Here is a 15,925-nt window from a genome sequence, read left to right as displayed (position 1 = left end):
AGTTTTTAAATTAAAATTATTCCCCAGTATCTATTTCTTTTAGATAATTATAAATAGTATAACGGGAAACATTTAATTTATCTGCAACCTGATCTACAGCACCTTTAATCATAAATGCCCCTCTTTGATCTAGATATTTAATAATTTCTATTTTATCTTCTTTTTCCATATAAAGAATTGGTTTTTTTACTTGTTTTATAGCATCATTCATTATTTTTGTCATCACATCATTTATATTTTCAGCAAATATTTCATGTTTAGTTTCTGTATCTTTTTTAGAACTTCGTTGATTAAAGTTACAGAAATTTTTAATCACATTTTCTGCCATATAAAAGTTAGTGATATTATAGTTAACACACAGACAGCCTAAAACCTGACCATCATCATCTGTTACAAACATGGTTGAAGACTTTAAGATTCTTCCATCTTCTAACTGATTTTTATAATTTAAAACATCATCAGGATTGTTTTTATCTCTTAATCTTTTAAGGCCTACATCAGTAATTGGACCTCCCAATTCTCTATCTGTTAATTCCCCTGCAATAAAGATAATAGAACTTTCTGGTTGACTTAAATCATGAATTAAAACTTCTGCTTCTTGACCTAAAAACTTAAAAATACCTTCAGCAACCGATTTCATATTATTTAAATATGGATGGACTTCTCTTTTATTATCTATTTGAAGTCTCAATAAATCGCCTCCTTTTACTTAAGCAGTTTTCTTAGCTTTTTCAGTTTTTTTACCAATAGCATCAACCATCATTGCAATTGCACCATCACCTGTAACATTAGTAGCTGTACCAAAACTATCTTGAGCAAGATAAAGACCAATCATTAAAGCTGTTGCTCCTTCTCCAAAACCTAAAATAGAAGTTAATAATCCTAAAGCAGCCATTACAGCTCCCCCTGGAACTCCTGGAGCAGCAATCATAGTTATTCCTAACATTAAGATGAAGTGAAGAAAATGGCCAAATTGCGGTGTTCCCCCCTGAATTAGAACAACAGCAATAGCACAAGTAGTTAAAGTAATTGTACTTCCAGCAAGGTGAACTGTAGCACATAGTGGAATAACAAAATCAGCTATTTTTTCTCTAATATTATTCTTTTTAGCACTTTTAAGAGTTACTGGAATAGTTGCTGCACTTGACATTGTACCAATAGCAGTTGTATAAGCAGGAATCATATTTTTTAAACTCTTAAATGGATTCTTACCTGCAACACTACCAGAAATAGAATATAAAATCACTAAATAACCAAGGTGCATAGCTATAATTAAAGCAAAGACTTTACCAAATACATTTAGAGTTTCAAATGCAGTTCCGGAATAAGCCATATTAGCAAAAACACCAGCGATATGGAAAGGTAAAAATGGAATAATTACATTTTCAATAACTAAAACTATAATATCTCTAAACTCATTCATAAATCCATATAAGTTCTGGTGATCACCATTATTTCTAATATAATTGATTCCCATACCAATTACAAAAGCTGTAACTAAAGCTGTCATTACTCCAAGTAGTGGTGGAATCTCTAAATGTAAAAAAGGTTCTAATCCACCTTCTTCTGGGTTAGCAACAGAAGCACTTTTTACAATTGCAGGCACAATTCTACTAGCAATTAAATAAGCACTTATCCCAGCAGTAATTGTAGAGCCATAAGCAATTAAAACAGTTGACCCCAATAACCTCCCCGCTTTATCACCTAATTCTGCAATTCCTGGTATAATAAAAGCTAAAATTACAAAAGGAACTATGTAATTTAAAAATTCCCCAAAAATATAAGTAAAAGTATAAATTAATTTTGAAAATACTTCTGGTAAAAAAGAACCAATCAAAATACCACAAAAAATACCTAATAATAGCCTTGGTACCAACCCTAATTTTTTCATCAAATACCACTCCCCAATAGTTTTTTAAATTTTTAAAAAGTTCTAATATTAACTTTATTTTAAAACTATTTAAACAATTTGTCAAGCTATTATTAAATTTTTTTAATAAATAACAAAAATTCAACTAATTATCTAATTAATAAAGTTAATTTTTTAAAAGGACCACTGGATTTTTAAAGCCAGCAGTCCTAATTTAATTTCCAACTTAGTTATGGGGGCTAAGCTGTTAATTATTTAGTTATTTTAGCTACATCTTCTAATAACATCTCTAATATTTCACCAGCATCTTCTCCATATTTTTCAACATAAAATTCTCTGGCAGGTAAACTAGCTTCTTTAAACTTTTCCCGTTGAGCAGGAGTTAACTCCACAATTTCCATTTCACTATTTTCTTTAATAGACTCTAAGCGAGTAGCATTAAGATCTTTTTGAGCACCTAAAATATAAGCTGTTGCTTCATCTGCTGCTGCTTTTACTTGCTCTTTTCTGGCAGCTGATAATGAATCCCAGAATAAATCATTAGCTACAAAAGTTCCCACAAAAATGGCCTGATTTGAAAGCATCATATAATCTTGGACTTCATAAAATTTCATTTCTTCAATTGCAAAAATTGGATTAACCTGGCCATCAATCATATTCAATTGCAAACTACTATAAACTTCCATATATGGAATTGGGGTAGGATCTGCTCCATAAGTTTTATAACTTTCAGAAATTACTGGAGAAGCCATAGTTCTAATTTTAAAACCTTCAAAATCTGCAGGCTCGGTAATCTTTTTATTTCCAGTCCACATTTGATATCCTTCAGGAAACCAACCTAAAACTTTCATATTTTTTTCTAAGTATTTTTGATTTAACATTTCCATGGCTTCACTATTATTTACTAACTCATGTGCCTTATCCATATCTGAAGGGAGTAAAAAGTGTAAAGAGAAAAGATTAGTTTCAGGAACCAAAGTTCCAACTGAACCGGGATTATTAATTCCTAGCTGAATTGCTCCATTTTGTAATAATTCAACTTGATTTGCCCCATCACCTAATTGACCTACAGGGTAAACATCGATTTTAACAGCACCATCAGTTTTTGCTTCAATTGCTTCTTTAAATTTTTGAGCATAACGATCTTGTACACTACCTTGAACTTCCTCATGAGCAAAGGTCCAGGTTATAGCTTCTTGAGTCTCTGCTGCTCCATCTCCTGCTGCCTCTTCTTCTGAGCCACAGCCAGTAAGCACAAAAACTAAAGTTAATAATAAAAACCCTACTAAAATTTTTTTTAACATTTAATTCACTCCTTCTAATTTTTGCTAAATTATTTTAAATCAAATTTTAAAAATAAACTAGATCCCTAAAGAATAAAGCTAAGCTTGGGAAAAGAACCATCATTATTGAAGCAAAAACAAATAAAAGCATATACGGCCAAACACCTTTGACTACAGTAATAAAGTCTTCATCAAAAACAGCCGAAGCAGTAAAAATATTACAACCAAAAGGTGGTGTTATAGCTCCAATTCCAGCCTGCATAGTCGCAATCAAGCCTAAATGAATAGGGTCAACTCCTGCTTTCATAGCTACTGGATAAAAAATAGGAGTCAAAATTAAAATAACTGGGATTGAATCGACAAACATACAAGAGATAAAAAAGAAAATACTGATTGTAAATAAAACAAAAGTTGCTGAAGGATCTGCACCTAAAACTCCAGAAGTTAACATCTGTGGTATTTTAGCAAAGGTAATGACCCACGAAAATGCCTGACCTCCTGCCACTAAAATAAAAACAGTTGCTGTTACAACTCCAGTTGAAAGTGCTATATCAGGCAAATCTTTAAATTTAATTGATTTAAAAACAAAGAGCTCTATTAAAGCAGCATATAAAACTGAACAAGCTGCAGCTTCTGTTGGACTAAAAATTCCAGTATAAAATCCTCCTAAAACAATAACTGGAAAACCTAAAGGCCAGATTGCACTTTTAATTGATTCTAATCTTTCTGACCAGCTAGCTTTAGGGGTAGTAGGAATCTTTTTGTACTTAGCATAAATATAATCAAAAATAGCAAAAAGTAGAAAAACAATAATCCCTGGTCCAATTCCTGCAATAAATAATTCCCCGACTGAAGTTCCAGTAATAACTGCATACATAATCATGGTAATACTGGGAGGAATTAATAAAGCAATATTGGCTGAACTCATTAACAAAGCTAGTGTATGAGAAATATCATAACCAGCTTCTGACATTTTTTTATGCATTGTTTTACCAACTGCTACTAAGGTTGCCTGAGTTGAACCAGAAATAGCTCCAAAAAGAGTACAAGTAGCACCAGTTGTAATAGCTAAACCTCCACTCATATGACCAACAAATTTATCTACCATATCTAATAACCGATCTGCTGTTTCACCAGTACTCATAATATCAGCTGCAAAAATAAACATTGGCACAGCTAATAAAGTATAAGGTGATACTCCTGCTATTGTCTGCTGAGTTATTAGCATTGGTTGGATTACAGGAAACTCTTTAATTAAAACAACAAGTGGAGCAATAATCATGGAAAACATTAAAGGGAATCCTAAAAATAAAAAACTAAACATGAGACCTAATAATAAAGTAACCATCTTTTCAACTCCTAACTTTTTAGTTTAATTAACAACTTTTTCTGTTGTTTTTTTAGCATCTTTAAGCCCAGTTTCAACTTCAAGGTCTTCATTTAACTCACAACTAATATCAGCCTCAGTTAAAGTTCTCTCACTCCCAATATAGATTTTTTCTTTATCTTGAATATTAGCTACAATTGTAACTAAATACTGCAGTGAGGCGAGGAAAAATCCTAAAGGGACAAAAATATACAAAATCCACATCGGAAATTGTAAAGATGGTGTAATTCGACCAGAGTTCATAATTCTGAGAACATATAAAGTACCTAAATAACCAAGCCACCATAATAATACTGTAGATACAGCAGAAGTAAAATAGATATAGAACTTTTTATATTTACGCGGAATTGAATCAATTAAGGCTGACATAGTAATATGTTTTCCCATTCGAGCAGCATAACTTGTACCAATAAAGGTAATCATTACAATTAATACTTGGCCAATCTCTTCTGCAGCCTGAATACTATTACTAAAAACAACTCTAGAAATTACATTTGCTACTAAAACAATAGCCATAATAATAATTCCATAGCTAATTAAAAGTTCTTCTAATTTTCTCACTTTTTTATTTAAATTTATAATTAGATTCATCTTTGCTATCACCTCTCATTAATTTAAGTTTTCTAATTAAAATTAAATTAAACTTAATCTAAAAAGTTAAAAACACTTTTAAGATGCATTTCCACTCCTAATGTAAGTACATCTTCATCAATATCAAATTTAGGATGGTGATGAGGATAAATACAATCTTTTTCTTTATTTCCTGCTCCAATAAAATAAAAAGTACCAGGCACTTCAGCTGTGAATTCAGCAAAATCTTCTCCCGCCATACAAACATAATTAATTAAATTTTCAGCTCCAAAAACATCTACTGCTGCTGCTTTTACAATTTCAGTTGTTTCTGGATCATTAATCAAAGTACTATTACTTGGGAAAAATTCTAATTCATAACTTGCTCGATGAGCCTGACAAATATTACTCACTATCCGCTCAAACCTTTTTTCTGGACACTCTTTACTATCATCTCCACCTTGATAAAGATAACGCATTGAACCTTTAATTTTTAGTTCACCAGGAATTATATTTGGGGCTGTGCCTCCTTCTATCTGGCCAAACATAATTAAAGTTGGTTTTAAAATATCTATTTCTCTAGTCTGAATCATTTGTACACTTTGAATAATATTAGCCATTGGTAAAAAAGGATCAACTGCAGTATGAGGATTACCACTGTGTCCACCTTGGCCTTTAATTTTTAAAACAAAATTTTCATGTAAACCCATAAAAGGGCCAGCAGATACCCCAATAGTTCCAGCATTAATGGGGGCCCAAAGATGGATCCCAAAAACAGCATCTACTGTAGGCTCTTTTAAAACACCATCTGCAACCATATATTTAGCCCCTGCTTCTTCTTCATTTGGCTGAAAAACAAATTTAACTTTACCAGCTATCTTATCTTTATTTTCAGCTAAAATTTTAGCAGTAATTAACAGCATAGCCATATGACCATCATGGCCACAAGCATGCATTACTCCATCATTTTCAGAAGCAAAATCAAGGCCAGTAGCTTCTTTAACAGGTAAAGCATCCATATCAGCTCGCAGCATTACAGTTTTACCAGATTTTTCACCTTCTAAAAGGCCAACAACTCCTGTCTGAGTTATTTTTTCCACTTCAAGTCCTAACTTTTGCAAATAATTATATATTTTTTCTGAAGTTTTAAATTCTTCAAAACCTAATTCTGGCATTCTATGAAATTCTCTGCGCAGCTGAATTAGTTCTGATTCTAATTCTAAAACTCTTTCCTTTAAGTTCATTCCACTTCCTCCTTTGAGAATATTTTGAATTTTATTGAGAATAAATTTATATCAACCGCTTTTAAAAACGGTTGATATTTTAATTTTATTTAATCAATTTTTCCATTTTAGTTAAAGATTCTTCTAAATCAGCAATAATATCTTCAACATTTTCAACTCCAACTGATAATCTAACTTGACCTTCATTAATCCCAACTGCTGCTCTTTCTTCAGGAGTCATATCAAAATGACTCATTGAAGGAGAATGCTGAATTAAAGAATCAACATTACCTAAACTTGTAGCCAAACTAATCATTTCAACACTATTCATTAGAGCTTTTCCAGCTTCAAATCCATCTTTGAGGTCAAAACTAATCATTCCACCAAAGCCATTCATTTGTTTTTTAGCTAACTCATGTTGAGGATGATCAGCTAAACCAGGATAATATACTTTTTCTACTGCTGGATGCTCATTTAAGTACTCAGCTACTTTCATTCCATTTGCACAATGTCTTTCCATTCGTAATTCTAAAGTCTTCATTCCCTGCATCACAAGCCAAGCATCAAAAGGAGAAATAACTGCTCCTAAAGTTTGTAAATGGGGCATTCTAACTTTACGAATAAATTCTTCACTTCCGACAATAATACCAGCAACTACATTTCCATGACCACTTAAATATTTAGTTGCACTGTGAATTACAACATCTGCTCCTAAATCAAGTGGATTTTGAATATAAGGAGAAGCAAAAGTACTATCTACTAAAACTTGGGCTCCATGCTCATGAGCAATTTCAGATATTTTTTCAATATCAGTGATTCTTAAAATCGGGTTACAAGGAGTTTCTAAATAAACAATTTTAGTATTTGTCTGCATTGCATCTCTTACTGCATCATAATCAGTTGTATCAACTAAAGTAAGTTCAACTCCATAATCAGACAAGATTTGATCCATAAAAGTTATTGTACAGCCATAAAGAACATCACTTGCTACAATATGATCTCCACCTTTAACAAGGGTCATAATTGCTGTAGAGATTGCTCCTAAACCAGAAGCCAAAGCAATACCTTCTTCTCCATTTTCTAATAAAGCAACTTTTTTCCCTAATTCTGCTTCTGAAGGACTGCGAAAACGAGTGTATGTATAACCTAATTCTTGATCTTTATTTAATCTAATTGCCTCATCTACATTTTCTAAAACATAAGTTGAAGTTTGATAAATTGGGCTATTATGGGCACCAGTTCTTGGATCATGTTCTTGACCTAAATGAATTGTTTTGGAACCAAACCCCATTTTTTCTTTTTTCATTTTTTATTCCTCCCTTTTTTAAGTTAAAATTTGAATATTCTAAAGTAAACTGTACACTGTCGACAATAATTAAAAATTAAGAGTTTAGCCCCTTAATTTTAATTGCTAATTTTGATTTTCCAAATTATACATTTCAATGTGATCAACTAAAGCAGCCTGAGTTTTTTGAATATCACCAGCCTTTAAATATTTTACTATAGCATGGTGTGTCTCAGCAGTATTTTTAAGATCACCAGTCATTTCAGTATCAAATAACATTGCCATTTGTAACTGACGGTGTAAATCAAATAAAATTTCTAACCTTCTAGGACTATCTGCTTTTTCCCAAATATATTTATGAAATTTTATATCTTCCCTATTGATTTTAATCTTTTTTGTATTAAAATCAGCCTTCGAGTTAGCTATTTTTTCCATTAATTTAATCTTTTGCTTTAAGCAAGCAAAATCTTTATTTTTTAATCTATTTTCAGTTATAACTTTTTCAATTATAGAATTTTCTATAGAAATTCTTATTTCATAAATTTCTTTAACATCTTTTTCAGTCAACTCTACTACATAAGTTCCTTTGCGAGGTATCTGATTAACAAGGCCTTGGCTGCTTAATTCTTTAATTCCTTCTCTAATTGGAGCTCTACTAATCCCCAATTCTTTAGAAATTTGAACTTCATTTATTTTTTCATTTGGTTTATATTCACCTGTCATTATTTTTTGAGTTAAATAATCAACAGCCACATCCTTTAGGCTTTGAGTTTGATAAGATTTTTGACTATTCATAGTCCACCTCCTTTTTATTTGTCGACTGTTTACAGTATATCATATCTGAAATAAGCTTTCAATTATTTTTTAAGAAAAGCCCAATTTCAAATTGAGCTTTTCTTTTAATTTTTATTCTCAATCTTTATTTAGTATATAATTTTTTAGGGAAATCATAAAATTCTTCACAACCATTTTCAGTTATTCTAATTGCAGAACTCATTTCAAAACCTATATCATCCTGCCAAATAATTGGAATTAAATGAAAAGTCATATTTTCTTTAAGTACAGTTTTATCTTTTGGTCTCATACTTGCAACTTGTTCTCCCCAGTCTGGTGGATAATTCAAACCAAAAGCATATCCCAGCCTAGAAGCATCAACTAAACCACCTTTAGCAATTGAATTTCTCCACTTTTCTTCTACTGCTTCACAAGTTACACCTGGTTTAATAAAGTCCAAAGTTTCTTCTAAACCTTCTAATACCAAATCAGTTATTTCTTGCATTCTAGCAGGAGCTTCACCTAAATATAATGTCCGAGCAATTGGAGCATGATAACGATTATAGCAGCCAGAAAGTTCTAAAATAACAGCTTCATTTTCTTGATATTTTCTGTCAGACCAAGTTAAATGGGGAGCATCAATTCCATCACCTGCAGGCATTAAAGGTACAATTGCTGGATAATCGCCTCCAAATTCATCAGTACCACTAATTTGAGCATGCGAAATTTTAGCTGCTGCATCACATTCTCTAACCCCAACATTAACTGCTTCAATACCTGTTTTCATAACTTTTTCTGCAATTTTACCAGCTCTTTGCATAAATTTTATTTCTTGAGCTGATTTAATTGCCCTAACTTTAGCAACTAAAAAAGTAGCATCTTTAAAACTAGCATTAGCTAAATTATCACTTAAAATTTGATATGTTTTATGAGTAAAATAAAATTGATCCATTTCTAAACCAAAAATTTTATTTTCCCAGCCTTTTTCCTTAATTACTTCTACTACAAAATCAATTGGATGTTTACCAACTGGGGAATGAACATAATCATCTGCATAATTTCTTATGTTCTCTGGACTCAAAAAGGTTGTTACTTTTGCTGCATTACCATCCATATTTCTACCAATCCAAACTGGTTCTTTTTGATCTAAAGAAATAATCACACATTGATGAACATAAAAAGACCAGCCATCATATCCTGTTAGATAGTTCATATTAGCAGGATGAGTTGCAATTAGAACTTCAATGCCAGCAGCTTCCATTCTTTTTTTAGTTTTTTGAATCCTTTGTTCATATTCTTTTTCTGTAAATAACATTTTATTCCTCCTTTTAAGTTTACTAAAGCAAAACTTAGTTAGATTTAGTAATTTTAGATAATTGAAAATAATATACAGTCATCTGTCGACAATTGCTTATACTTTATTAATTCTCCTCTTATTTAAAATCTCCTTCTTTTTTTCAAAAATTATTTTTATTTTTTTAAAAAGCTTTGATTTTTGCTGATTTAGCTGAATCTAAAATTCTTTTACATTCTCAATAAATAAATAGGTAGAAAACATTTGCAAATGTTTTCTACCTATTACTCACAGCTTAATTTTTAATTATCTACTTAAATTTAATTCTTAATTAGCAATCTTACCTTGCTGTTCTTCTACTCGATTATCAAAAATATCACTTGCTTTAGGGAAGGCAAAATAAATTGCTAATAAACCTGAAATCAATACTAAGAAATTATAATGTAAATTCGGTATAATTACCATTGGTGAAATTTCAGCTAAAGATCCAGCTAATAAAAGCTGAGCTCCATAAGGAATTATACCCTGCCAGACACAAGCAAAAATATCTAAAAGACTGGCACTTCTTCTTAAATCAACTTCATTTTCTAAAGCAATATCTTTGGCCAGAGGACCACTGATAATAATTGCAACTGTATTATTTGCAGTACAAATATCTGTAACACTAACTAAAGCTGCAATTCCAAGTTCTGCCCCTTTACTATTTTTTATTTTACTAGAAATAGTATGAATTAAATACTGGAGTCCACCTTCTTTTTGGATCATGGCCGCTAAACCTCCGGCAAACATTGAAAGGAAGAAAACTTCAGTCATACTATTAAAACCAGCATATGCTTCCTGAGCCATAGCTATAAAAGTAAAGTCTCCAAAAGCAATTCCAATCAGACCAGATAAAACCATACCGCCAAATAAAACTACAAAAACATTAACTCCAATTAAAGCAAAAATCAAAACAGCAACATAAGGTAAAACTTTAATTAATTCAAAAGAATACTCTGATGCTTGAACTGCTGTTTCACCTGAAAAGAATAAAAAGACTAAAGTAATTAAAGCTGCAGGTAAAACAATCAATAAGTTCATTTTAAACTTATCTCTCATTTCAACTCCCTGAGTTTGGGTTGCAGCAATTGTAGTATCAGAAATTATGGAAAGATTATCTCCAAACATTGCACCACCTACAACAGCCCCAATAGTTAAAGGTAATGGTAAAGCTGCTTTAGAAGCAATACCTACAGCGATTGGAACCACAGCTCCAATTGTTCCCATTGAAGTACCCATTGCTGTTGCAATAAAAGCTGCTATTACGAATAAACCTGGTAGTAAAAATTGAGATGGAATAACTGAAAGTCCTAAATTTACTGTTGCATCTACTCCCCCCATAGCCTGAGAAACTGCAGAAAAAGCACCAGCAAGTAAATAGATCATACACATTATAATAACATTATTTTCTCCTGCACCTTTAATGAATGAATTCACTTTATCTTGAATAGAACCAGACCCCATTATAAATGCTACAACGATTCCTACAAAAGCAGCTATTGGAGCTGGAAACTGATAAAAAGCCATTTCTACACCCTGCATAGAAAAATAAATACCCATTCCCAAGTATAAAACAAGAAAGACAAATAAAGGAACTAATGCTACCGGATTTCCTTTATCAATTTTTTCAATATCCTTTTTCATTTAAAAATTACCCCCATATTAATAATTTTTTATTTGTCTTACTATCTCCTGAGCTGGATTAATTATTTCAGGAAATATTTTCATTATTTCTTTTTCCAAATACGGAAAATGAGTACATCCCAAAACTATTTTAGCTATCTCCATTTTCTTGAAAGAGGATATAATTTCTAAAAGTCCATATTCTTTAACTATAGTGGCTGGATCTACTCTTTGCTCTATGTAATTTACAATTGGTAGAATACCAGCACTTACATATTCAAGTTTAGGATTTTTTTGCATAAACATTTTTTCAATTTTGGCTGCACTCTGAGAATTAGCTGCTAAAATTGCAATTCTCTTTTTATCAATTACGAGATTTTTGTAAATATCAAGTGGGGTTATAATTCTTATAGCTGATAATTTTTCCAGTTTCTTTTTATCAAGTACTGCACTCAATGAATTACAATAAATTATAATATACTCAGCTTCTTTAATTTTTAAATTTTCAATTTTTTCTAAAGTTATCTCTTCTAACTTTTTAGGATTAATATACTGTAAATAATTCTGTTCTTCTGGACTAGCTGCTACTGCTTCAGCAAAAACTTTCAAATTCTGCTCCCTAAAATATTCTACTCCTAATTTTGTGTCATAGGGAGTTCCTGCGATTATCCCAACTTTTATTTCTTTACTCACCTCCATTTTAAGACCTCCATTCTTAAATTATAAATTATATAGTCTTATCCTGATCATTAATTATAAAAAGATTCTGATTAATTATATCCTATAAGGGACCCCTTTGCAATAGTTAGGGTCCCTTATTTAAAGAATATAATTTCTATATAATATAATTTATTTTAGTTTAAACTACTCTTATTTTATATTTTTGCAAGAGCAGAGTCAAGGTCAGCTATAATATCATCTAAATCTTCAATTCCAATTGAAATTCTAACTAAACCATCTGTAATTCCAGCTTTTAATCTTTCTTCACGCGGTACTGGAGCATGAGTCATTGAAGCTGGGTGCTGAATTAAAGTATCAACATCACCTAAACTAACAGCTAAAGTAGCTAAATTAACATTATTCATCATTTTTTCTCCTGCACTATGACCACCTTTTAATTCAAAACTGATCATGCTACCAAAACCAGAGGCTTGTTTTTTAGCTAATTCATGCTGAGGATGACTTTCTAAACCTGGGAAAAATACTTCTTCAACTTTATCATGTTTTTCTAAGAATTTAGCTACTTCCATAGCATTTTGATTATGTTTTTCGACTCTTAAAGGTAGAGTTTTAAGACCTCTTAATAATAACCAGGCATTAAAAGGACTAATGATTCCACCAAAGTCTTTAAGAGTAGTCATTCTAATATCAGCTAACATTTCTTGATTACCAGCAATCACACCTGCTATAGCATCTCCATGACCACCTATGTATTTAGTAGCACTATGAACAACCATATCTGCTCCTAATGCTAAAGGATTTTGTAAATAAGGAGTCATAAAAGTGTTATCTGCTATAACTTTTGCTCCAGCTGCATGAGCTTTTTTACTAATTTCTTCAATATCAACTAGGTTAAGAGTTGGATTAGATGGTGTTTCAAGATAAACTAATTTTGTATTATCTTGTAGATTTTTATCAACATTATCTAAATTAGATAAATCAGCAAAAGTAACTTCAATTCCATATCTTGGTAATATTTCTTCCATTAAGGAATGAGTACATCCATAGAGACAATCATGGGCCAGAATGTGATCTCCAGCAAAAGCAACAGCCATTACAGATGCAGAAATTGCCGCCATTCCAGATGCAGTAGCAATTGCAGCTTCAGCACCTTCTAAAGCAGCCATTTTTTCTTCTAAAGCTGTTTGAGTTGGATTACCTAATCTAGTGTAAATATATCCTTCTTTTTCTCCAGCAAACTTTTTCGCTCCGTCTTCTACATTTTGAAAGGCAAAAGTAGATGTTTGATAAATAGGTGTGTTATGAGCACCAGTTTGAGGATCTGCATGTTGACCAGCATGACAACAAAGTGATTGAAATCCTAATTTTCCTAAATCTTTCTTTTCCAAAATAAAAACCCCCTGTAAATAATTTAATTTAAAAATAATTTAATTTATATTTTTATTTGCTCTCACTCACAATATAATGCAATTAATATGCCAAAAATTAAGACTTTTTGCAAATAATATTTATATTCCTATTTTAACAGGCTTTAAGACTTTTATTTTAATTTTTGAAATTTTAAAACTGAAATATAAAATATAAAATTTATATGAATAGTCTTAAAATTTAGATTTTTGTCAATTATTATTTACATTTTAAGAAAGCGGATTAAAAATGATTAGCTTAAATTAAAAGATTATTACTATCAAATAATAGTTAATCCTACTGTAAAATTAATTTAACAGGTGGAAAGTTTTATTGCAGATTATATTTTTTAGCTTTATTTAAAACAGTTGTATGTGAGACACCTAGGACTTTAGCTGCCTTTCTCAAACTTTTTTCTTCCTGAAGTGTATAATCAATTACTAATTTTTCTAATTCATTTACCATTTTTTTAATTGGAGCCATTTCTTTTACTTCTAAATAGTCCCCACTCAATAAATTATCTTCTGCTTGATAATTATTAAATTCATCCTTTAAGCTATTATTATTGCGCAAACGGAGTTGATCAAAAATTATATCTTTTGCTTTAATTTCTTGGGAAGAGACAAAATTAATTGCCCTTTCTAAAACATTTTTTAATTCTCTTACATTTCCTGGCCAATTATAAGCTAATATTTTTTCTTTGGCAGCTGGATTTAAATATTTATTTGGGATTCTCATTTTAGTTGTTATTTTCCAAAGAAAGTATTTACTTAAAAGTAATAGGTCTTCTCTTCTTTCTCTCAGCGGTGGAATAACTATTGGAATCACATTTAAGCGATAATATAAATCTTCTCTAAATTTATTTTCTCTAATCATCTCTTCTATCTTTCTATTTGTAGCTGCAATAACTCGAACATCTATATTAATTACTTTATCTCCTCCGACCTTTCTGATTTGCTTTTGTTCTAAAGTCCGCAAAAGCTTAGCCTGTAAATGAGCTGACATCTCTCCTATTTCATCCAAAAAAATAGTTCCTTTATCTGCTAGTTCAAAAAGACCTTGTTTACCACCTTTTTTAGCACCAGTAAACGATCCTTCTTCATAGCCAAAAAGTTCACTTTCTAATAAGGAATCTGGTAAGGCTGCACAGTTAACAGGAACAAAAGCTTCCTGATTTCTAGAGCTAGCAGAATAAATAGCTCTGGCAAATAATTCTTTACCTGTTCCACTTTCACCTCTAATAAAAATTGTAGAATCATTTTGAGCAGATCTTCTTGCATATTCTATCAACTGCTGCATTTTTTTACTTTGGTGAATTATATCACTAAATTGAATCTCTGGACTTTCTAAAATTGTATTATAAAGTTTTCTTACTTCATCTATGTCTTTCATTGAGGCTACTGCTCCAATTAAATTATCTTCTGCATCAAAAATTGGAGTTGTTGTAGTAAAATAATGTGATTGACCATAGTCAGCTTCTACAAATATCTCTTCATTTTCAATTTTCTTTTCTTTTTTTAGAGTTTCCATAATTGGCAATTGTTTAGAATCTATAATCTGATTAATATTTTTCCCAATTGAATTTTCTAAAGCAACATTAAGCATTAGTTCCGCTGACTTGTTCATTGTACTAATTTTACCATTTTTATCTATAGCTATAATTCCTTCTTTTAGATTATTCATTACTGTTTTCAACTGCTGTTCTTTAATTTCAAAGGGCATATACTCTATATCATAAACATCTTTAACAAACTCTAACTTTTTTAATCTATCAAATAATTCTTGAGTAGAATCTGGCTCAGATTTTGGCAATTTACTAATCCGAATAAAAATTTCTCCAGGAATTACTTCCATTGCTTTTAAGTTTAAATTAAAACTGTCAACAATATTTAAAAGCTTACTGGTAACTCCAGGAGTATCTACTACATCGACTTTAAAAGAGCAACTCATATTTTTCCCTCATTTCATAATAATCTTAAAATTATCAAAAAAGCCTTAAGCTTTAATTAAAGCTTCTGCTAAACAAAAACATTTGCCTGAATTTATCGAATTAATAAAATAAAAATCCAATAATTAAGTCAAGCAAATGTATAATAAGTTTATCATGTGAACCTCACCACCTAAATTAAAAATTTAGATGGAGCTTCGCTATACTTCATATACTCAAAAAAACAAGTATATTACTAGTAGCTTTTTAGTGAAGTTTGTAGTTTAAGTTTCCTCTACAAATGTAGATTACCTTATTCACTAGGGGCTGTCCACAAACCCATTATCCCTCATAGCTATATAGCTATTCTGGGAATACATTAATTCTGCGATACCTTGAATATTTTACACAAACAAGGATTAGTGTTTGCAACTCCATATATTCACTTTTACGACAAGGGGCTGAACTCAGGTTGTGAGTTAGCATTACTATTTTTATAACCTTGTAATTAGTATTATATCATACTAACTGGAATATTTGAAGGTGTTGAACCTTACGATTG

The 15,925-nt window shown here is 31.0% G+C and carries 13 protein-coding genes; all 13 read right to left on the bottom strand.

The features are described from left to right. Positions 1-16 precede the first annotated feature (16 nt). The 13 genes from HPRAE_RS00400 to HPRAE_RS00340 all read right to left on the bottom strand — a co-directional run bounded on the left by HPRAE_RS00400 (position 17) and on the right by HPRAE_RS00340 (position 15,386). On the bottom strand, positions 17-691 hold the full coding sequence (locus HPRAE_RS00400) for a helix-turn-helix transcriptional regulator (RefSeq protein ID WP_014552266.1): 675 nt from the start codon (positions 689-691) through the stop codon (positions 17-19). Positions 692-709: 18 nt separating this feature from the next. After that, entirely contained in the window at positions 710-1,891 is a 1,182-nt protein-coding gene (locus HPRAE_RS00395; protein WP_014552265.1) for a dicarboxylate/amino acid:cation symporter, read from the bottom strand. A 230-nt stretch (positions 1,892-2,121) separates the two neighbouring features. Next, complete coding sequence (locus HPRAE_RS00390; RefSeq protein WP_014552264.1) at positions 2,122-3,174, bottom strand: TRAP transporter substrate-binding protein; 1,053 nt, start codon at positions 3,172-3,174, stop codon at positions 2,122-2,124. Positions 3,175-3,220: 46 nt separating this feature from the next. Then, positions 3,221-4,501: a TRAP transporter large permease gene (locus tag HPRAE_RS00385; RefSeq protein WP_014552263.1), complete on the bottom strand. Its 1,281-nt coding sequence runs from the start codon at positions 4,499-4,501 to the stop codon at positions 3,221-3,223. Positions 4,502-4,525: 24 nt separating this feature from the next. Beyond that, positions 4,526-5,131: a TRAP transporter small permease gene (locus tag HPRAE_RS00380; protein ID WP_014552262.1), complete on the bottom strand. Its 606-nt coding sequence runs from the start codon at positions 5,129-5,131 to the stop codon at positions 4,526-4,528. Positions 5,132-5,184: 53 nt separating this feature from the next. Further along, positions 5,185-6,354, bottom strand: a complete 1,170-nt coding sequence (locus HPRAE_RS00375) for a M20 family metallopeptidase (protein WP_014552261.1) — start codon at positions 6,352-6,354, stop codon at positions 5,185-5,187. Positions 6,355-6,439: 85 nt separating this feature from the next. After that, entirely contained in the window at positions 6,440-7,639 is a 1,200-nt protein-coding gene (locus HPRAE_RS00370; RefSeq protein ID WP_014552260.1) for a trans-sulfuration enzyme family protein, read from the bottom strand. 105 nt (positions 7,640-7,744) lie between these two features. Beyond that, complete coding sequence (locus tag HPRAE_RS00365; protein ID WP_014552259.1) at positions 7,745-8,413, bottom strand: GntR family transcriptional regulator; 669 nt, start codon at positions 8,411-8,413, stop codon at positions 7,745-7,747. Between the two features lie 124 nt (positions 8,414-8,537). Next, positions 8,538-9,707, bottom strand: coding sequence for a M24 family metallopeptidase (locus HPRAE_RS00360; protein WP_014552258.1), 1,170 nt, complete (start codon positions 9,705-9,707; stop codon positions 8,538-8,540). Between the two features lie 306 nt (positions 9,708-10,013). Further along, entirely contained in the window at positions 10,014-11,369 is a 1,356-nt protein-coding gene (locus tag HPRAE_RS00355; protein ID WP_014552257.1) for a Na+/H+ antiporter NhaC family protein, read from the bottom strand. A gap of 18 nt (positions 11,370-11,387) precedes the next feature. After that, positions 11,388-12,047: an aspartate/glutamate racemase family protein gene (locus HPRAE_RS00350; protein ID WP_014552256.1), complete on the bottom strand. Its 660-nt coding sequence runs from the start codon at positions 12,045-12,047 to the stop codon at positions 11,388-11,390. Between the two features lie 176 nt (positions 12,048-12,223). Next, on the bottom strand, positions 12,224-13,417 hold the full coding sequence (gene megL, locus HPRAE_RS00345) for a methionine gamma-lyase (RefSeq protein WP_014552255.1): 1,194 nt from the start codon (positions 13,415-13,417) through the stop codon (positions 12,224-12,226). A 349-nt stretch (positions 13,418-13,766) separates the two neighbouring features. Then, a complete protein-coding gene (locus tag HPRAE_RS00340) occupies positions 13,767-15,386 on the bottom strand; it encodes a sigma 54-interacting transcriptional regulator (protein WP_014552254.1) in 1,620 nt (539 codons plus the stop codon). Between the last annotated feature and the right edge of the window lie 539 nt (positions 15,387-15,925).

It is taken from the genome of Halanaerobium praevalens DSM 2228 (assembly GCF_000165465.1).
Taxonomy (GTDB): domain Bacteria; phylum Bacillota; class Halanaerobiia; order Halanaerobiales; family Halanaerobiaceae; genus Halanaerobium; species Halanaerobium praevalens.
Note: the sequence above shows the minus strand (reverse complement) of the source record. Positions and strands in the feature narration are given on the sequence as shown.